19 protein-coding genes are annotated in these 18,663 nt (G+C 67.4%); 10 read left to right on the forward strand and 9 right to left on the reverse strand.

Annotated features, from left to right (window positions below; genetic code table 11):
* Positions 1 to 76 precede the first annotated feature (76 nt).
* The 5 genes from purL to P7B02_RS14150 all read left to right on the forward strand — a co-directional run bounded on the left by purL (position 77) and on the right by P7B02_RS14150 (position 3,750).
* Positions 77 to 2,278, forward strand: coding sequence for a phosphoribosylformylglycinamidine synthase subunit PurL (gene purL / locus P7B02_RS14130; RefSeq protein ID WP_277786981.1), 2,202 nt, complete (start codon positions 77 to 79; stop codon positions 2,276 to 2,278).
* A 3-nt stretch (positions 2,279 to 2,281) separates the two neighbouring features.
* Entirely contained in the window at positions 2,282 to 2,680 is a 399-nt protein-coding gene (locus P7B02_RS14135) for a VOC family protein (RefSeq protein ID WP_277786982.1), read from the forward strand.
* An 11-nt stretch (positions 2,681 to 2,691) separates the two neighbouring features.
* Complete coding sequence (locus P7B02_RS14140) at positions 2,692 to 2,928, forward strand: BolA family transcriptional regulator (RefSeq protein WP_277786983.1); 237 nt, start codon at positions 2,692 to 2,694, stop codon at positions 2,926 to 2,928.
* Between the two features lie 70 nt (positions 2,929 to 2,998).
* Complete coding sequence (grxD, locus tag P7B02_RS14145; RefSeq protein ID WP_277786984.1) at positions 2,999 to 3,340, forward strand: Grx4 family monothiol glutaredoxin; 342 nt, start codon at positions 2,999 to 3,001, stop codon at positions 3,338 to 3,340.
* Positions 3,337 to 3,750 carry an acyl-CoA thioesterase gene (locus tag P7B02_RS14150; RefSeq protein WP_277786985.1) on the forward strand — a complete coding sequence of 138 codons (414 nt, stop codon included), beginning with the start codon at positions 3,337 to 3,339 and terminating at the stop codon, positions 3,748 to 3,750. Before grxD ends, P7B02_RS14150 begins: the two co-directional genes overlap by 4 nt.
* A gap of 11 nt (positions 3,751 to 3,761) precedes the next feature.
* Here the strand turns inward: P7B02_RS14150 and P7B02_RS14155 are convergent, their stop codons facing one another.
* Positions 3,762 to 4,133: a hypothetical protein gene (locus tag P7B02_RS14155; protein ID WP_277786986.1), complete on the reverse strand. Its 372-nt coding sequence runs from the start codon at positions 4,131 to 4,133 to the stop codon at positions 3,762 to 3,764.
* Between the two features lie 65 nt (positions 4,134 to 4,198).
* Here P7B02_RS14155 and P7B02_RS14160 point away from each other — a divergent pair, with 65 nt between their 5' ends.
* Complete coding sequence (locus tag P7B02_RS14160; RefSeq protein WP_277786987.1) at positions 4,199 to 5,287, forward strand: serine hydrolase domain-containing protein; 1,089 nt, start codon at positions 4,199 to 4,201, stop codon at positions 5,285 to 5,287.
* A gap of 5 nt (positions 5,288 to 5,292) precedes the next feature.
* Here the strand turns inward: P7B02_RS14160 and P7B02_RS14165 are convergent, their stop codons facing one another.
* The 5 genes from P7B02_RS14165 to P7B02_RS14185 form a co-directional block, all read right to left on the reverse strand.
* Positions 5,293 to 5,679, reverse strand: coding sequence for a hypothetical protein (locus P7B02_RS14165; RefSeq protein ID WP_277786988.1), 387 nt, complete (start codon positions 5,677 to 5,679; stop codon positions 5,293 to 5,295).
* Between the two features lie 151 nt (positions 5,680 to 5,830).
* Positions 5,831 to 6,448, reverse strand: a complete 618-nt coding sequence (gene rpsD / locus P7B02_RS14170; RefSeq protein ID WP_277786989.1) for a 30S ribosomal protein S4 — start codon at positions 6,446 to 6,448, stop codon at positions 5,831 to 5,833.
* A gap of 154 nt (positions 6,449 to 6,602) precedes the next feature.
* On the reverse strand, positions 6,603 to 7,436 hold the full coding sequence (gene fghA, locus P7B02_RS14175; protein WP_277786990.1) for an S-formylglutathione hydrolase: 834 nt from the start codon (positions 7,434 to 7,436) through the stop codon (positions 6,603 to 6,605).
* 12 nt (positions 7,437 to 7,448) lie between these two features.
* Positions 7,449 to 8,558, reverse strand: coding sequence for an S-(hydroxymethyl)glutathione dehydrogenase/class III alcohol dehydrogenase (locus tag P7B02_RS14180; protein ID WP_277786991.1), 1,110 nt, complete (start codon positions 8,556 to 8,558; stop codon positions 7,449 to 7,451).
* Between the two features lie 93 nt (positions 8,559 to 8,651).
* Positions 8,652 to 9,440 carry an RNA methyltransferase gene (locus tag P7B02_RS14185; RefSeq protein WP_277786992.1) on the reverse strand — a complete coding sequence of 263 codons (789 nt, stop codon included), beginning with the start codon at positions 9,438 to 9,440 and terminating at the stop codon, positions 8,652 to 8,654.
* 82 nt (positions 9,441 to 9,522) lie between these two features.
* Here P7B02_RS14185 and P7B02_RS14190 point away from each other — a divergent pair, with 82 nt between their 5' ends.
* The gene (locus P7B02_RS14190; protein ID WP_277786993.1) at positions 9,523 to 10,536 is read left to right on the forward strand and encodes a serine hydrolase; all 1,014 of its coding nucleotides are present in this window, start codon (positions 9,523 to 9,525) and stop codon (positions 10,534 to 10,536) included.
* Here the strand turns inward: P7B02_RS14190 and P7B02_RS14195 are convergent.
* Positions 10,533 to 13,022, reverse strand: a complete 2,490-nt coding sequence (locus P7B02_RS14195) for an ATP-binding protein (protein WP_277786994.1) — start codon at positions 13,020 to 13,022, stop codon at positions 10,533 to 10,535. The two genes, P7B02_RS14190 and P7B02_RS14195, sit on opposite strands and share 4 nt — an antisense overlap.
* A 179-nt stretch (positions 13,023 to 13,201) precedes the next feature.
* On the opposite strand from P7B02_RS14195, the gene P7B02_RS14200 reads away from it, so the two are divergent.
* From P7B02_RS14200 to P7B02_RS14210, 3 genes are all read left to right on the forward strand, one after another.
* Entirely contained in the window at positions 13,202 to 14,416 is a 1,215-nt protein-coding gene (locus tag P7B02_RS14200; RefSeq protein ID WP_277786995.1) for an NADP-dependent isocitrate dehydrogenase, read from the forward strand.
* Positions 14,417 to 14,494: 78 nt separating this feature from the next.
* On the forward strand, positions 14,495 to 14,950 hold the full coding sequence (locus P7B02_RS14205; protein ID WP_431355817.1) for an N-acetyltransferase family protein: 456 nt from the start codon (positions 14,495 to 14,497) through the stop codon (positions 14,948 to 14,950).
* Positions 14,951 to 15,013: 63 nt separating this feature from the next.
* Positions 15,014 to 15,418, forward strand: a complete 405-nt coding sequence (locus P7B02_RS14210; RefSeq protein WP_277786996.1) for a VOC family protein — start codon at positions 15,014 to 15,016, stop codon at positions 15,416 to 15,418.
* Here P7B02_RS14210 and P7B02_RS14215 read toward each other — a convergent pair.
* Both P7B02_RS14215 and alaS read right to left on the reverse strand, forming a co-directional pair.
* Positions 15,415 to 15,819: an NUDIX domain-containing protein gene (locus P7B02_RS14215; RefSeq protein ID WP_277786997.1), complete on the reverse strand. Its 405-nt coding sequence runs from the start codon at positions 15,817 to 15,819 to the stop codon at positions 15,415 to 15,417. The two genes, P7B02_RS14210 and P7B02_RS14215, sit on opposite strands and share 4 nt — an antisense overlap.
* Positions 15,816 to 18,461 (reverse strand): alanine--tRNA ligase, encoded by a 2,646-nt coding sequence (gene alaS, locus P7B02_RS14220; RefSeq protein ID WP_277786998.1) that lies wholly within the window; start codon positions 18,459 to 18,461, stop codon positions 15,816 to 15,818. Before alaS ends, P7B02_RS14215 begins: the two co-directional genes overlap by 4 nt.
* Positions 18,462 to 18,663: the final 202 nt, after the last annotated feature.

An 18,663-nucleotide genomic window follows, 5' to 3' on the forward strand; every position in this document is an offset into this window, starting at 1 on the left:
CTCTGGCCTGTTCCTAATGCGCAGCTGGCTTTCTTACGGAATGGCGCAAACCGCCGACCCGCGATAGAAGGCGCCCATGACCGCGACCGCCCAAAAGTCCATGGCCGATACGGCCCTCGAATTCGGCCTCAAGCGCGAGGAGTACGAGCTCGTCCTCAAGCGTCTGGGCCGGGAGCCCAACCTTGTGGAGCTGGGCGTCTTCTCGGTGATGTGGAGCGAGCACTGCTCCTACAAATCCTCGCGCAAGCACCTGGGCAAGTTCCCGACCACCGGGCCCAAGGTGATCTGCGGCCCGGGCGAGAACGCCGGCGTCGTGGACATCGGCGATGGTCAGGCTGTGATCTTCAAGATGGAGAGCCACAACCACCCGTCCTACATCGAACCCTATCAGGGCGCGGCCACGGGCGTGGGCGGCATCATGCGCGACGTGTTCACCATGGGCGCGCGTCCGATCGCCCTGCTGAACGCACTGCGTTTCGGCGACCCGGAGCATCCCAAGACCAAGCGCCTGGTGCAGGGCGTGGTCGCCGGCATCGGCGGCTATGGCAACTGCGTCGGCGTGCCCACCGTGGCGGGCGAGACCAACTTCCACCCCGGCTACAACGGCAACATCCTGGTCAACGCCATGTGCGTGGGCCTGGCCGACGCCGACAAGATCTTCTACTCGGCCGCCCCGGCGGCGGGCCTGCCGGTGGTCTATTTCGGCTCCAAGACCGGCCGCGACGGCATCCACGGCGCGACCATGTCCTCGGCCGAGTTCACCGAGGATTCGGAAGAGAAGCGCCCGACCGTCCAGGTCGGCGATCCCTTCGCCGAAAAGCTGCTGATCGAGGCCACGCTTGAGCTGATGGCCAGCGGCGCGGTCGCCGCCATTCAGGACATGGGCGCCGCGGGCCTGACCTCCTCGTCGGTCGAGATGGCCGGCAAGGGCGGCGTGGGCATCGAGCTGAACATGGACGCCGTGCCCCAGCGCGAAGAGGGCATGAGCGCCTACGAGATGATGCTGTCGGAAAGCCAGGAGCGCATGCTGGCGGTCCTGAAGCCAGGCCGTGAGGCCGACGGCTACGCCATCTTCGAGAAATGGGGCCTGGACGCCGCCGTCATCGGCGTGACCACCGACACCGGCCGCATGATCCTGAGGCATCACGGCGAGGTGGTGTGCGACCTGCCGCTGGCCCCGCTGTTCGACGACGCGCCGCTCTATGACCGCCCGTGGGTCCAGCCCGCGATCGGCGAACACATCGATCCGGCCACCGTCCCTGCGCCCACCAACTGGGAAGATGCGGTTCTGAAGATCATGTCCTGCCCGGACGTGGCCTCCAAGCGCTGGCTCTGGGAGCAATACGACCGCCACGTCATGGCCGACACGGTCGAGGACAGCGCCACGGGCGCTGACTCCGGCGTCGTGCGCGTTCACGGCACCGACAAGGGCTTGGCGGTCACCTCCGACTGCACGCCGCGCTATGTGCAGGCCGACCCGTTCGAGGGCGGCAAGCAGGCGGTGGCGGAAGCCTGGCGCAACCTGACCGCGGTCGGGGCGGACCCCATCGCCATCACCGACAACCTGAACTTCGGCAACCCGGAACGGCCCGAGATCATGGGCCAGATCGTCCGCGCCATCGAAGGCATGGCCGAGGCCTGCCGCGAACTGGAGTTTCCGGTCGTGAGCGGCAATGTCAGCCTCTATAACGAGACCAACGGCGTCGCCATTCCGCCGACCCCGACGGTGGGCGCGGTGGGCCTTCTGGCCAACTACGACCTGGCCGCCGGTTTCGCCGCCCTGGGCGACGGCGACAGCCTGATCGTCATCGGCCAGAATCATGGCCACCTGGGCGCCAGCCTGTATCTGCGCGAAATCCTGGGCCGCGAGGAAGGCTCCCCGCCGCCGGTCGACCTGGCGCTGGAGCGCCGCACGGGCGACTTCGTGCGCGGCCTGATCCAGGAAGGCGCGATCACCTGCGTCCACGACCTGTCGGACGGCGGCCTGGCCGTCGGCGCGGCGGAGATGGCCCTGGCCTCCGACGTCGGCGTGACCCTGAAGGCCACCTCGGCCGCCCATGCCCACCCGTTCCTGTTCGGCGAGGACCAGGCCCGCTACCTGGTCGCCACGCCCGATCCGCAGGACATCCTGGCCCGCGCCGAGGCCGCCGGCCTGCACGCCAGCATCGTCGGCAAGGCGGGCGGCTACGACTTCGCGTCGGAAGGCCTGTTCTCGATCCCGCTGCCGAAACTGCGCGACACCCACGAAGGCTGGATGCCCAGGTACATGGGCGCCTGACGGTTGCAGCTGCTGGTCAACATCGACGTCCCCGATCTGGAGGCCGCCACGGCCTTCTACCGCGACGGGCTCGGCCTTACGGTCGCGCGGCGGTTCGGGAAGATGGCGGTGGAGATGACCGGCGGCTCGTCGCCCATCTACCTGCTCAAGAAGGCCGCCGGCAGCGTCGGCGCAGCGGACGAGCGTCGGCGCTATGAGCGCCACTGGTCGCCGGTCCACCTGGACTTCATCGTCGAGGACGTGGACGCCGCCAGCGCCCGCGCCGTGGCGGCGGGGGCCAAGGTGGAGCAGGCGGCGGAAGACACCCCCTACGGCCGGCTGGCCCTGTTCGCCGACCCGTTCGGCCACGGCTTTTGCCTGCTGCAGTTCACCGGCGCCGGCTACGACGCCATCGCGGACTAAGGAGACTTTTCATGCCCATGCCCGCCGACGTTCTTGAAGGCCGCCTGCGCGCCGCTTTTCCAGACGCCGAGATCGTGATCACGGACCTGGCCGGCGACGGCGACCACTACAAGGCCAAGATCGTCTCGGAGCAGTTCAAGGGCCTGCCTCGCGTACGGCAGCATCAGCTGGTCAACAAGGCGCTGGCCGATGTGCTGGGCGGCGAGCTGCACGCCCTGGCGCTGGAAACCTCGGCGCCGGCGCAATAGCGCCGCAGCGTCTTGACCCGGAGCCCCTTGGCGCCTAGCTGAGGGGCTTGGAATTCAAGGATATTTTTCGATGACCGACGTCGCCGACAACGCCGTTCACGCCTTCATCGCCAAGACCGTGGCTGACAACCAGGTGGTGCTGTTCATGAAGGGCGTTCCGGAACAGCCGCGCTGCGGCTTCTCGTCGGTCGTGGTGCAGATCCTCGATCACCTGGGCGTCGACTTCGTCGGCGTGGATGTCCTGCAGAGCGACGAGCTGCGCGACGGCATCAAGACCTTCACCGACTGGCCGACCATTCCGCAGCTCTATGTGAAGGGCGAGTTCGTCGGCGGCGCCGACATCGTCCGCGAGATGTTCCAGACGGGCGAACTGCGTCCCTTCCTGGCGGAACAGGGCGTTCTGGCGGCGTGAGCCGGGCGTTCGAGGCGCCCGCGGGCGCCTTTCCCCTCACCATCACGGCGGCCGATGACGACATCGACGCCAACGGCCACGTGAACAACGTGGTCTATCTGCGCTGGGCGCAGGACATCGCCATCGCCCATTGGGAAGCCAACACCTCTGCCGAGGAGCGCGCGCCCTGGACCTGGGTGGCCCGCCGGCACGAGATCGACTACCGCCGCGAGCTGCTGCCCGGCGAGACCGCCACGGTCCTCACGTGGGTCGGTGAGTTGAAGGGTCCGCGCTTCGAGCGCTATGTCCGCATCAACGGCCCTGACGGCGAGATGTGCGCCCAGAGCCGCACCGACTGGGCCCTGGTCAACATCGAGACCCGCCGGCCGGCACGTGTGCCTGACTGGATGGTCGAACGGTTCACGCTCTAGCGCCGCGTCTTTCAGCCGCCGTCGATCGGGTTCAGCAGGAAAAGAGTCGCTTGCGGCGGCACGCCCAGCTCCTGACGACTGAAAACAATTTCCACGCCGGGCGTCTCGCCCAGGCAGCCGCCCACCCTGCGCCGGGCGAAGGCGACGTAGGCCGCACCGTTGATCATCTCCACCTGGAAGACGATGCCTGTCTTCGACGAGCAAGCGCCGGCCGCCATTCGGATCGTCAGGCCCTCCGGCCCGCCGCTGGCCGCCGCCAGCGGCTCCAGGGCCTGGAAGATGATGTCCGTGGGGCTGATCTTGGCGCGCGGCGCCCTTCGCCGCGTCGTGGCGCAGCCGGCCAGGGCCAAGGCGCCCAGAAGGATCAGACTGCGGCGGTCCATGGACGCCCTCCCTGCCTACGGGAGTTTAATTTGCCCGGCCGCGAGGTCGCCAGCATCCTCGCGCCATGCGCACGATTCTTTTCACGCTCGGCCTGATGGCCGCCGCCTCCACCACCGCTCAAGCCCAGACCGTCAAGGGCGGCATGGCGATCGCCGAAGTCCGCGAGGACAAGACGCGGATGCGGGTCGCCGGGAAGCGGGATGAGGAGAAGAGCCTGCCCCTGACCGCCGACACGGTCGTGTACGGCGCGTCCCTGACCAAGTTCGCCTTCGCCTACACGGTCATGCAGCTGGTGGATGAGAACGTCGTCCAGCTGGACTGGCCGATCGACCGGTATCTGAAGAAGCCCCTGCCCGACTATGAGAAGTACGCCGATCTGAAGGGCGACGAGCGCTGGCGCAAGCTGACCCTGCGCATCCTGCTCAGCCACACCACGGGCTTCGCCAACTTCCGCTTCGTGGAGCCGGATGAGAAGCTGCGCTTCCACTGGGAGCCCGGGAGCCGCTACGGCTACTCCGGAGAGGGGATCAACCTCGCCCAGTTCGTGCTGGAGGAAGGCGTGGGCCTGGACGTGGGCAAGGAGATGCAGACGCGCGTCTTCGACCGCTTCGGCATGACCCGCACCAGCATGACCTGGCGCGCCGATTTCGCCGACAACCTGGCCCAGGGCTACACCCGAGACGGCACGATGATCCCCCATCGCAAGCGTGGTTCGACCCGGGCGGCGGGTTCCATGGACACCACGCCCAACGACTATGCGCGCTTCGTGGCCGGCTTCATGCGTGGCGAGGGCCTGTCGCCCCACGCCCGGGCGGAGATCCTGAAGCCCCAGATCGCCATCACCTCACGCAGCCAGTTTCCGACCCTGTCGGACGAGACGGCGCCCGCGGGCACCTCTGGCCTGGCCCTGGCGGCGGGTCTGGGCGTGGTGGTCTATGACGGACCCAAGGGGCGCGTCTTCTTCAAGGGCGGCCACGACGACGGCACTGACAACATGCTGATCTGCGACGAGAAGGCCAAGCGCTGCTTCCTTGGCTTCGGGAACACCAACGAGGCGGCGATCCACTATCCCCTGCTGTCGGAGAAGATGCTGAAGCTGAAGACCTTCCCCTGGTGGTGGGAGTACAGCGCCAAACCCCAAGGCTTCAACTAGCCGGCTTAGCGGCCCGCGAAGGGGTTGATCACCCGCACCTCGCCGCCCGGCTCCAGGCCCAGCTCGGCGAAGGTCCAGGTCAGGTCGGCGGTGGAGGCCACCACGTTGCGGCAGCGGTCCTCGCTCTTGCGCGCGAACCCGACGGTGGCGCGGCCGCCATTCTTGCTGACCACCGTGGCGAAGTCTTCCTTCTTGGTGCAGCCGTTGGAGTTGACGCGGGCCATCACCGAGTCCCTGGTCACGACGAAGGCCATCAGGCGCTCCATCTCGCCGTCCGAGGCGTCCACCGAGACGCGGACGTGGGGGGTGTCCTTGGCGTCGATCATCACGCAGCCGGCGGCCAGCGGAGCGACGGCCAGGACGGCGGCCATGGCGGCGAGTTTCTTGTTCATCGAACAGCCCATCCCCTGAGACTGTAGCGAGAGTCGTTCGCAAAGCCCGCTGTGTCCAATGAACAACCGGCAATGTGTGTGAACCCGAAATGGAAAAGGGGCCCCGGTCGCCCGGAGCCCCTTGCCGTATTCGAAGTTCGAGGTCGGCTTCTTACGAAGCGTAGAATTCGACCACGAGGTTCGGCTCCATCTTCACCGGATACGGCACTTCGGCCAGTTCCGGGGCGCGGACGAACGTGGCGGACATCGCCTTGGCGTCCAGCGTGATGTAGTCCGGGGTGTCGCGCTCCGACGATTGCAGAGCTTCCAGCACCAGCGCCATGTTGCGCGAACGCTCACGCACCGAGATCACGTCGCCCGCCTTCACGCGGTAGGAGGCAATGTTGACACGCTTGCCGTTCACCAGCACGTGGCCATGGTTCACGAACTGACGGGCGGCGAACACGGTCGGCACGAACTTGGCGCGGTAGACGATGGCGTCCAGGCGCGATTCCAGCAGGCCGATCAGGTTTTCCGAGGTATTGCCCTTGCGGCGGGCGGCTTCCTCGTAGGTGCGGGCGAACTGCTTTTCAGTCAGGTTGCCGTAGTAGCCCTTCAGCTTTTGCTTGGCGCGCAGCTGCAGGCCGAAATCGGAGATCTTGGACTTACGACGCTGGCCGTGCTGGCCGGGGCCGTACTGGCGCTGGTTCACCGGGGACTTCGGACGGCCCCAGATGTTTTCGCCCATACGGCGGTCGATTTTGTACTTGGCGCTATGGCGCTTGGACATGGTCGTCTCTTCTACTCGACGCGGGCCGGCGCTCTTCACTATTGAAGGCGCGATCGCAACGGCGGCTTCGCATCAGTCCGTCATAAACATCTCGACGCCGTCCGGCGGGCCGGCGGCGGGAAAGCGGGGTGTATGACGGAGGGGCGGTGGAGAGTCAACCAAGCAGGCGTTCGGCGTGCCAGGCAACATGGTCACCCACGAAGGTCGAGATGAAAAAGTAGCTGTGGTCGTAACCGTCCTGGCGGCGGACGGTGACCTTCGCCCCGGCCCTGGCCGCGGCCGCTTCCAGCAGTTCGGGCTTCAGCTGGCTTTCCAGGAAGGTGTCAGCCAGACCCTGGTCCACCAGGATGTCGTCGAACGGCGAGCCCGCGTCCTCGATCAGGGCGGTGGCGTCATGGGCCCGCCAGGCGGCGCGGTCAGCGCCAAGATAGGCGGTCAGCGCCTTGTCGCCCCAGGGGCAGTTCAGCGGCGAGACGATTGGCGAGAAGGCCGAGACGGACTTGAACAGGTCCGGGTTCTTCAAGGCGATGGTCAGGGCGCCGTGCCCGCCCATGGAATGCCCGAATACGCCCCGCCGCGATGGGTCCAGCGGGAACGCGCCGTCCACGGCGGCCAGCAGGTCCTTCGTCACGTAGGAATACATGCTGAAGTGCGGCGTCCATGGGGCCTGGGTGGCGTCCACATAGAACCCCGCCCCCTGGCCCAGGTCATAGGCCGGATCGTCGGCCACGCCCTCGCCCCGGGGGCTGGTGTCCGGCGCGACGATGGCCAGGCCATGCTTGGCCGCGAAGGCGTAGGCGCCGGCCTTGGTGGTGAAGTTGTCCTCGGTGCAGGTCAGGCCCGACAGCCAGACGAGGTAGGGAAAGGGTCCCTCTCCTTCCGGCGTCCAGATCGAGAACTTCATCGGCGTGCCGGTGGCGGCGCTGTCGTGACGGCAATATCGCAGGGTCCCGCCCTGGGTGCGATGGGTGTTGAGGATCTCGACCACCGGCTTGCTCCCTTAGAACACCACCACGCTTCGGATGCTCTCGCCTGCGTGCATCAGGTCGAAGGCCTTGTTGATGTCCTCCAGCGGCAGGACGTGGGTGATCATCGGGTCGATCTCGATCTTCCCGTCCATGTACCAGTCGACGATCTTCGGCACGTCGGTGCGGCCGCGGGCGCCGCCGAAGGCGCTGCCCTTCCAGACGCGGCCGGTGACCAGCTGGAACGGACGGGTGCTGATCTCCTTCCCCGCCTCGGCCACGCCGATGATGATGCTCTCGCCCCAGCCGCGATGGCAGGCCTCCAGCGCCGTGCGCATGACGCCGGTGTTGCCTGTGCAATCGAAGGTGTAGTCGGCGCCGCCGTCTGTCAGGGCGACCAGATGGGCCACCAGATCACCGTCCACCTTGGTCGGGTTGACGAAGTGGGTCATGCCGAAGCGGCGGCCCCACTCTTCCTTGGAGTCGTTGATGTCGACGCCGATGATCTTGTCGGCCCCGACCATCTTCAGGCCCTGGATCACGTTCAGGCCGATGCCGCCCAGGCCAAAGACGATGGCGTTGGCGCCCGGCTCGACCTTGGCGGTGTTGGTCACCGCGCCCACGCCCGTGGTCACGCCGCAGCCGATGTAGCAGGCCTTGTCGAAGGGGGCGTCGGGCCGGATCTTGGCCAGCGCGATCTCGGGCAGGACCGTGTAGTTCGAGAAGGTCGAGCAGCCCATGTAGTGGGCGATGGCCTGGCCCTTGTAGGAGAAGCGGCTGGAGCCGTCCGGCATCAGGCCCTTGCCCTGGGTGGCGCGGATCGAGGTGCAGAGGTTGGTCTTTCGGCTCAGGCAGCTTTTGCACTGGCGGCATTCGGGCGTGTAGAGCGGGATCACGTGGTCGCCCACGGCGAGGCTGGTCACGCCCGGCCCCACCTCGACCACCACGCCCGCGCCCTCATGGCCCAGGATCGAGGGGAAGATGCCCTCGCTGTCGAGACCGTCCAGGGTGTAGGCGTCGGTGTGGCAGATGCCGGTGGCCTTGATCTCCACCAGAACCTCGAAGGCCTTCGGCCCCTCCAGGTCGACCTCCACGATCTCCAGCGGCTTCTTGGCCTCGAAGGCGACGGCGGCGCGGGTCTTCATGGGACGGTCTCCGGTTCAGATCAGACCCAGAGGAATTCGAGGACCCGGCGGCCAAGGTCAAGCGACCTTTGGCGTATCGGCGGTAGAAGCGCCCTACTCGCCCCTCTCGGCCGCCTTCTTCGCCGCCAGCTTGGCGAGCACGCGGCCGCGTCCTTTCGACAACGCGGTGACCACGCCGCGGAAAGTGCGGACTTCCTGGTCGGTAAGGCGGGCGCGGGCCAGCGGGACGCGTAGGTTGCGGATCATGGACGGCTTCTTTTCGGGCGGGTGATAGAAGCCGGCGGCCTCCAGCTCCTCCTCGAAATGCTCGTACAGGCCCATAAGCATGGCCTGGTCGGCGGGCGGCTCGACATTGTGCTCGAACTTCGACCACGGCCGGTCGTCCACCGTCATCTTCCACTCATAGGCGTTGATCGACACCGCCTGGGCCAGGTTCAGGGACCGGAACCGCTCATCGATGGGAATGGAGATGATCGCCTGGCAAAGGGCGATGTCATCGGTCTCCAGCCCCGCGCGCTCGCCGCCGAACAGCAGGCCGGCGGCCTGGCCCTGGGCGATCTCGGCGGACAGCTGGCCGGCGGCCTCACGCGGGGTCAGCACCGGCAGGCGCGTTTCGCGCGGGCGGGCCGTGGTGGCGAAAACCAGTTGCAGGTCGGCGATGGCGTCCTCGAGGCGCTCGAACACCCTGGCCTCGTCCAGCGGCCAGTTGGCACCCGAGGCGCTGGCCCAGGCGCGCTCCTGCGGCCAGCCGTCACGCGGGTTCACCAGACGCAGGTCCGTCAGGCCGAAATTGGCCATCACCCGCGCCACCGCGCCGATGTTCTCGGCCAGTTGGGGCGCATTGAGGATGACGCAGGGCGCCCGTCCTTCGGAACCAGTCACGCTTTTCTCCGCTCTTCTCGCGCGCGGCGAGGCTTTGGGACTGTCCTATGGCGACAAGGGCGCGGGATCGACAACCCCGATGATGAGCTTTTCCCGACGTGCTGTGCTGCTGGCGCCTCTGGTCACGGCCGCCTGCGCCAAGTCCGTGGTCATGGACGTGTCCAGCGAGGGCATGGACCTGAAGCAGCTCGACCGCGAGGTCGGCGCCGCCGCGAAACGCGCCGCGCCGGGCGTGCTGGGCGTGGCGATCACCGATCTCGGCAACGCCGATGTGTGGCTGCACAACGGCGACCGCCCCTTCCCCCTCGACGGCGCGGCGGCCCTGCTGATCGCCGCCGCCTTCCTGGACGAAGCCGCCGCAGGGCGGGCGCATATGGATGAGATGATCACCGTCCGGGACGTGGACCTGTCGCCTCCGCCCAGCGCGGTGTCGGCGAACTGGCCGCGGCGCGACCGGTATGCCGCCAGAACGCTGCTGCCCATGGCTCTCGATGGCGACCGCACCGCCTGCGATCTGCTGATGAAGCGCATCGGCGGACCGGGCGTGGTCACCGCCTGGATTCAGCAGAAGCGGCTGAAGGACATCCGGGTGGACCGTTACTTCCGCGAGCTGGAGGTGGAGCGGGTCGGCCTGCCCTCCTTCCGCGCCGACTGGCGGACCGAGCAGGCCTTTAGCAATGCGGTCGGGAAACTGTCCCAGCGCCGCCGCAACGCCGCCGCCGAGGCCTATCTGCGCGACCCGCGCGACACGGCCACGCCGCGCGCGGCCATGGATTTTCTGGTGGCCCTGCATAACGCCGAACTCATCTCGCGCACGGCGACCGACCAGTTGTTGGACCTGATGCGCCGCAACGGCCACGGCGCGAATCTGTTGCGCGCCGGCCTGCGCCGCGACGCGGATCTGGCGCATGTCTCGGGGATCGGACGTCGGGACCTGGGCCGCACGGCGGCGGTCAACGACATCGGCCTCTACCGGCAGGCAGGCGGGCCGGGTCTGGCCGTGGCCGTGTTCCTGTCCGGATCGCCGGAGCCCGAAGAAGCCCAGGCCGCGCTGATCGCCGACGTGGGGCGCGCCGCCCTGGCCTCGCGGGGTTAGGCGCTGCGGCTGGCGGCCTGGTCCTGGGTCACATCGACACCCGACAGGGCCTCAATCAGTTCGGCCGGACGCACAGGCTTGGAGACGTGCAGATCGGCGCCCGCGCGGCGGGCCTGGACCACGTGTTCGTCCATGGCGGCGGCGGTCAGCATGACGATCCGCGTGCGGGGACGGCCGTCGCGGGCCTCGCGCTCGCGGATCAGGCGGGTGGCGGTCAGGCCGTCCATAACCGGCATCTGCATGTCCATGAGGATCACGTCGAAGCTGGCCTGAGCGAAGGCCTCCACCGCGTCGGCGCCGTTGTCGACGACGGTCAGGTCGATCCCGAAGGGCTCCAGGACGATCTGCACGACCTTGCGGTTGGTGGGATGATCCTCGGCGACCAGCACGCGCAGGCCGGCGAGCGCGCCGCCGACCACGACGCTGGCCGGTTCGGGGACCTGTGCCTCCATGCCCACCGGCTGCAGAGGCAGGGCGACCTCGAAGACGGCGCCCTTGTCGGCGGCGGAACGGGCGGAGATGCGCCCGCCCATCATGTCGGTCAGGGCCGCGCAGATCGACAGGCCCAGGCCGGTGCCGCCAAAGCGACGCGTGATGGAGGCGTCCGCCTGCTCGAAACGGCGGAACAGGCGCTGCCGCGTCTCCTCGTCGAAGCCGACCCCGGTGTCCCGCACGCAGAACAGCACCGAACCGTCCTCGGTCCGGTCGACGGTCAGGGTGACGCCGCCGGTCTCGGTGAACTTCACGGCGTTGGCCAGCAGATTGGACAGCACCTGGGCGATGCGGCCGGCGTCGCCCAGATAGCCGCCGGCGGCGTCGGGCGAGACGCTCCAGCCATAGTCGAGGCCCTTGGCTTCGGCCGAGGCGCGATGCAGCTCGGCGATGGCGCCGACCTCGCAGGTCAGATCGAAAGGCGCCGGGGTCAGGCTGAACTGCCCGGCCTCGATCTTCGAGACATCGAGAATATCGCTGAGGACCTGCTCCAGCAGACGGCCGGACGAGGCGACCAGACCGGCCAGCTCGCGACGACGCTCCTGCCCTCGCTCCTCGGCCAGCTGGTCGGCGATGGCGATCACGCCATTCAGGGGCGTGCGCAGCTCGTGGCTCATATTGGCCAGGAAGACGGACTTGGCCTTGTTGGCGCGCTCCAGCTCGGCCGTGCGCTCGGCGACTCGGTCCTCCAGCGACCGCAGCAGGTCGTCGTTCTTGGCGCGCTGCCAGGACAGGGCGCGGGCCAGCACGCCGATTTCGTCCTGGCGGTGCTCCAGATATTCGGTGTCCCCGCCGTCGCTCCATCCCGCCTGGGCCAGACGGCCAAGCGGATCGAGCACGGCCGTCCGCGTGAAGCGGTAGAGCAGCAGGGTCTGGGCGACCACACCGATCATGCCGAACAGCAAAATCCAGGCGGCTGACTTCACCGCCGACCACAGAATGTCGGTGGGCGAGAAGCTCATCATGAAGTACCAGCCCGGCTCCTTCATCAGGCCGTAGGCGATGACCCTGCCGGTGGCCTTGCTGCGCACCACCCCCACATCCTGCCCCTGTGCGCGTATCTCCTTGATGATGTCGGCGATGCGGTGCTCCGCCTGGGCCTTCTTCAGGACGTTGCTGTTGACCACCCCGTCGCGGCTCATGCCGGGATAGGAGATCAGCTCGCCGTCGGCGGAGGCGATCATGTTGGTGCCGCCAGGCAGCGCGTCCTGGGCCGCCCGCAGCAGGTACGAATCCAGGGTGATCGTCGTACCCCACGACGCCACATGCTTTCCGCCCACGTCGATGGGCGTCATGCAGGCGGAGGTCAGGGCCTGGCCCGTGGGATCGGAGATCAGCTTGCGCAGCTTGGTGCAGCGCATGCCCCGTTCGGGATTGTTCCGCGGCAGGGTCAGTTCAACCATCTCTTCACCGCGGAAATCGAGGGTCGGCGGCGCGTCGCGGCGGTAATAGATCAGCCGGTCGTCGCGGTGTGGACCGAAGACGATGAAGCGGTTGGTCTCCGGCGTGAACATGTAGAAGTTGTCGTAGCGCTCGAGTTCCGCCTCGCCGGTATGGGAGACGACCTGCAGGCCGCTGACCAGCAGGCGGCGCTCCTCGGGCGAGACGTTCGCGCCGTCGGCGATGAAGCCGCCAAGGCCGTATGACCAGGCATTGCCGTCGAACAGCTCCGGTGCGGTGCGGCGGGTGCCGTCGGCCTGGAGGGGGAAGAGCTTCTCGAACTCGGCGTCGATCAGGGCCTGGGGCATCTTCTCCATGCGGCGGCGCAGGGAGAGGCTGGCGGCGCGGTGCAGCAGCACCAGGTCAGAGAACAGGCGGTCCTCGGACTTCACACGCTCGGCGACGTATTCCTCCAGACGCGCTGTCTCACGCGCCGCCACGTCCTTCTGGACGAAGGCGAACGTCGCCATGGTGGCCGCGCCCGTCACCAGAATGGACAGGACGGCCACGATTGTCAGAAGCCGTCTTGCGAGCGGCGAGTTGACCGACAGCATGCGCGTTTTGGTGCCCCCTGCTGCAAATAATACGCACCAGAGGTTGAACAGGGGGTTTATCGCCGCCGCTGGCGTGGCTGCGCCTTAACGGCTATAGGCTTCGACCCGTCCCTGCGACGCGTTCGCGGCCCTGTGCGCCGCCTCGCCGAGCGCACACCAACCGAAGGAAATTCCCCGGAATGGCCAAGATCAAAGTCGCCAACCCCGTCGTCGATATGGACGGGGACGAGATGACCCGCATCATCTGGAAGCTCATCAAGGAAAAGCTGATCTTCCCGTATCTGGACCTCGAGCTCGACTACTACGACCTGTCGGTCGAGAACCGCGACGCCACCGACGACCAGGTGACCATCGACGCCGCCAACGCCACCAAGAAGCACGGCGTGGCCGTCAAATGCGCCACCATCACCCCGGACGAGGCCCGGGTTGAGGAATTCAAGCTCAAGAAGATGTGGAAGTCGCCGAACGGCACCATCCGCAACATCCTGGGCGGCGTGATCTTCCGCGAGCCGATCATCTGCCAGAACGTGCCCCGTCTGGTCCCGGGCTGGACCCAGCCGATCATCGTCGGCCGTCACGCCTTCGGCGACCAGTACCGCGCCACGGACTTCCTGTTCCCGGGCAAGGGCACCCTGTCGATCAAGTTCGTCGGCGAAGACGGCCAGACCATCGAGCACGAAGTCTTCAAGGCGCCGGGTTCGGGCGTGGCCATGGCCATGTACAACCTCGACGACTCGATCCGCGAGTTCGCCCACGCCTCGTTCGCGTACGGCCTGAACCGCAAGTACCCGGTCTACCTGTCGACCAAGAACACGATCCTCAAGGCCTATGACGGCCGCTTCAAGGACCTGTTCCAGGAAGTCTTCGACGAGCATTACGCCGACCAATTCAAGGCCCTGGGCCTGCACTACGAGCACCGCCTGATCGACGACATGGTGGCCTCGGCCCTGAAGTGGTCGGGCGGCTACGTCTGGGCTTGCAAGAACTACGACGGCGACGTGCAGTCGGACATCGTCGCTCAGGGCTTCGGCTCGCTGGGCCTGATGACCTCGGTGCTGATGACCCCGGACGGCAAGACCGTCGAGGCTGAAGCCGCCCACGGCACTGTCACCCGCCACTACCGCCAGCACCAGAAGGGCGAGTCGACCTCGACCAACTCGATCGCCTCGATCTTCGCCTGGACCCGTGGCCTGGCCCACCGCGCCAAGCTGGACGACAACGCCGAACTGGCCGCCTTCGCCGCAACCCTGGAGAAGGTCTGCATCGACACCGTCGAAAGCGGCTTCATGACCAAGGACCTGGCCCTGCTGGTCGGCGACAAGCAAGGCTGGCTGACGACCGAAGGCTTCCTCGACAAGATCGACGAGAACCTGAAGAAGGCCATGGCGGCCTAAGGCCTCCAGACTTTCGAGACTTCAGAAGCCCGCGCCGTCAGCCGACAGCGCGGGCTTTTTCGTTCAAGGAGACGAAAGATGGTGGCGCTCTCCAGCGGCATAATCGTCCGCAGGCTGATGCCGCAAGATCGGGCGGCATGGGACGAACTTTGGGCCAGCTATCTGGCGTTCTACGAGTCCTCGGACCTGCCGCCGGAAGTCAGCGATACGACCTTCGCGCGCTTCCTAGATCCGGCCGAGCCGATGTTCGCCCTCATCGTTGAAAAGAACACCCAGGTGATCGGCTTCGCCCACTGCGTCGTGCATCGGGCGACCTGGACGACCGGCTTCTACTGCTATCTGGAGGACCTGTTCGTCTCCCCCGAGGCGCGAGGGTCTGGCGCTGGCCGGGCGCTGATCGAGGCCATCTACAAGCAGGCGGACGCGGAAGGCTGGGACCGCGTCCATTGGCTGACCCACGAGACCAACACCCAGGCGCGCAAACTCTATGACGCGGTCGCGCAGAACCGGGGCTTCATTCAGTACCGACGTTAGATGTTCTTGATCCGTTCGCATTGGATGGTAGGTTGATCGCCATCCACCTGGGGAGGAACGGACATGATCGGATACGTCACCATCGGCACGCTTGATGAAGAGGCCTCGGGCCGCTTTTACGACGCGGTGTTCACCGCCATCGGCAGCGAGCGCAAACTCGCTGGCGGCGGGTGGATCGGCTACGGGGTCGTCGGCCCTGGCAAGGACATCACCGACTGTCACACGGCGCTTTGCCCGCCCTTCAACGGCGAGCCGGCCAGGCCGGGAAACGGCATCATGATCGGCTACCAGGCTCAGTCGCCCGATCAGGTGAGAGCCGCCCACGCCGCGGGTCTGGCGGCCGGCGGAACCTGCGAAGGACTGCCGGGCTTTCGTCCCGCCGAGGCGGAATCCGGTTTCTATGGCGCCTATCTTCGCGACCCGACCGGCAACAAGATCAGCATCTTCGCCGGCGTGCCGGCGTCCTAGGAACCCGTCTTGAGCGCCTGCGCCGCGACGGCCGCCGATGAGGCCAGCGGCGCAGGCAGGTCTCCAAGCGGAAACCAGCCGAAAGCCGCATGCTTGTGCGGCTCCATCAGGGCCGGCTCGCCCGTGAAGCTATCGGCCAGATAGACCGGCGAGATCCAGTGATCGCCATCGCCCTGATCGATCAGGTCGACGACGCAGAGCAGCTTGAGGTCTTGCGCCACGACGCCCAGCTCCTCAGCGACCTCACGGGCGGCCGCCACAGGCGTCGGCTCGCCCCAGTCGACCTTTCCGCCGGGCAGGCTCCAGGAGCCCGCCTCCGGCTGCCGCAGGCGTTGGATCAGGAGAATGGCGCCGTCCTTCAGCAGGACGACGCCGCAACCGACGCGCGGCGCCTTGCTCACCCAGCGAGCGCCGACTTCACCGCGGCGACGCCGTCAGCGGCCTTCTCATCGCTGGGCGCGCCGCCCTGGGCGAAGTCCGGCTTGCCGCCGGCGCCCTGCCCGCCCATGGCGATCACGGCGGCGCGGGCCAGCTCGGCGGCGTTGAACTTGCCGGTCAGATCGGCGGTCACGGCCACGGCCACGGCGGCCTTGCCTTCCGAGGTGCCGACCAGGGCCACGACGCCCGAACCGATGGACTTCTTGAAGTCCTCGACCACGCCGCGCAGGTCCTTGCCGCCGACGCCGTCGAGGACGCGGCCGATGAAGGCCGTGCCCGCGACATCTTCCGGACCGGACGCGCCGCTGGAGCCGCCGCCCAGGGCCAGAGCCTTCTTGGCCTCGGCCAGTTCCTTCTCCAGACGTTTGCGGTCAGCAATCAGGCCTTCGACGCGGGCGGCGACGCCCTCGACCGGGACCTTGAACTGCTCGGCCAGACCCTTGGCCACGCCGGCCTGATCCAGCAGGAAGCGGCGGGCCGCCTCGCCGGTCAGGGCCTCGATGCGGCGCACGCCGGCGGCGACGCCTTGCTCGGAGACGATCTTGAACAGGGCGATGTCGCCGGTGCGGGCCACGTGGGTGCCGCCGCACAGTTCGACCGAATAGCCCTTGTCCTCGCCCGTCAGGGCCTTGCCCAGGGTGAGCACGCGCACGCTGTCGCCGTACTTTTCGCCGAACAGGGCGACCGCGCCGGCCTCGATGGCCTCCTGCGGCGCCATGACCTTGATGTCGGCGGGCACGTTCTGGCGGATGACTTCGTTGACCTCGGCCTCTATGCGCTCGATCTCGTCGGCCGTCAGGGGGCCGCCGTGGCTAAAGTCGAAGCGCATGCGGTCGCCGTCGACCAGCTGGCCCTTCTGGGCCACGTGGGCGCCCAGCACATGGTGCAGGGCGGCGTGAACCAGGTGCGCGGCCGAATGGTTGGAGCGGGTGGTGTGGCGGCGCTCACCATCCACCGAGGCCACGACCTTGTCGCCGAGGGCCAGCGGACCGGCCAGCTCAACGGTGTGGACGTGCAGTTCGCCGGCCTGCTTCTGGGTGTCGAGCACGCGGCTGACCGCGCCATTGGCGTCGAAGACACCCTGGTCGCCGGCCTGACCGCCGCTTTCGGCGTAGAACGGGGTCCGGTCGAGGACGACCTGAACCGTCTGGCCGGCGGAAGCGGACTGAACCTCGGCGCCGTCGGCGACGATGGCCTTCACCACGCCGGCGCCTTCGATGGTGTCGTAGCCGACGAATTCGGTAGCGCCGTCACGCTCCTTGACCGCGAACCACTCGGCGCCCGTGCCTTGCTGGCCCGAACCCGTCCAGTTCTCGCGCGCCATCTGGCGCTGTTTGTCCATGGCGGTGTCGAAGCCGTCGGTGTCGACGGTCAGGCCCTTGGCGCGCACGGCGTCCTGGGTCAGGTCGAGCGGGAAGCCATAGGTGTCATAGAGCTTGAACGCCACATCGCCGGCCAGAACGCCGCCCTCGGCCAGCTCGGCCGTGGCTTCGTCCAGCAGGGTCATGCCGCGGCCCAGGGTGCGGCGGAAGCGTTCTTCCTCCTGGCGCAGGGTCTCGGTGATCAGGGCTTCGGCGCGGCGCAGTTCCGGATAGGCGCCGCCCATCTGCTCGATCAGGGTCGGAGCCAGCCGGTGCATAAGCGGCTCCTGCGCGCCCAGCAGGTAGGCGTGACGCATGGCGCGGCGCATGATGCGGCGCAGGACGTAGCCGCGGCCTTCGTTGGACGGCGACACGCCGTCGGCCAGCAGGAACGAGGACGAGCGCAGGTGGTCGGCGATGACCCGGTGGCTGGCCTGGTTCTCGCCCTCGGCCTTCACACCGGTGGCGTCCACCGAGGCGGCGATCAGGGCCTTGAACAGGTCCACGTCGTAGTTGTCATGCACGCCCTGCAGGACGGCGGCGATGCGCTCCAGGCCCATGCCGGTGTCGATCGAGGGCTTGGGCAGGTTGACGCGTTCGCCGCCCGCCTGCTGCTCGAACTGCATGAAGACGAGGTTCCAGATCTCGATGAACCGATCGCCGTCCTCGTCCGGGCTGCCGGGAGGGCCGCCGGGGATGTGGTCGCCGTGGTCGTAGAAGATTTCCGAGCACGGACCGCAGGGGCCGGTGTCGCCCATGGACCAGAAGTTGTCCGAGGTGCCGATGCGGATGATCTTCTGGTCCGGCAGGCCGGCGATCTTCTTCCACAGATCGGCGGCTTCATCGTCCGAGGCGTAGACCGTGACCAGCAGCTTCTCGACGGGGAGCTTGTATTCCTTGGTCAGCAGGTTCCAGGCGAGCGTGATCGCACGCTCCTTGAAATAGTCGCCGAACGAGAAATTCCCCAGCATCTCGAAGAAGGTGTGGTGGCGCGCGGTGTAGCCGACATTGTCCAGGTCGTTGTGCTTGCCGCCGGCGCGGACGCACTTTTGCGACGAGGTGGCGCGCGGCGCGACCGGCGTCTCGGCGCCGGTGAAGGCGTTCTTGAACGGCACCATGCCGGCGTTGACGAACAGCAGGGTCGGATCGTTCTGCGGCACCAGCGGCGCGGACGGAACGACGGCGTGGTCGTTGCCCCCGAAGTAGTCGAGGAAGGTGCTGCGGATGTCGTTCAGGCTCGGCATGGTCGTCCGGGGTCTGGAAAGCGCGAAATGCGGAGATAGGAAGTGCAGCGCTCCTTAGCCAAGCGCGCCTGATCTCCCAAGGAAATTCGTGGCATGACCGGCGGCTGTCACGGCGTGGAGACGCGAAAAAGGACGCCCGGTCCGGCGCTTGGGGCGCAGGTCCGAACGTCCTCGGCTCGCGAGGCGGCGCGGGTGGGGGTCA

Source organism: Caulobacter segnis (genome assembly GCF_029543125.1).
Taxonomy (GTDB): domain Bacteria; phylum Pseudomonadota; class Alphaproteobacteria; order Caulobacterales; family Caulobacteraceae; genus Caulobacter; species Caulobacter segnis_D.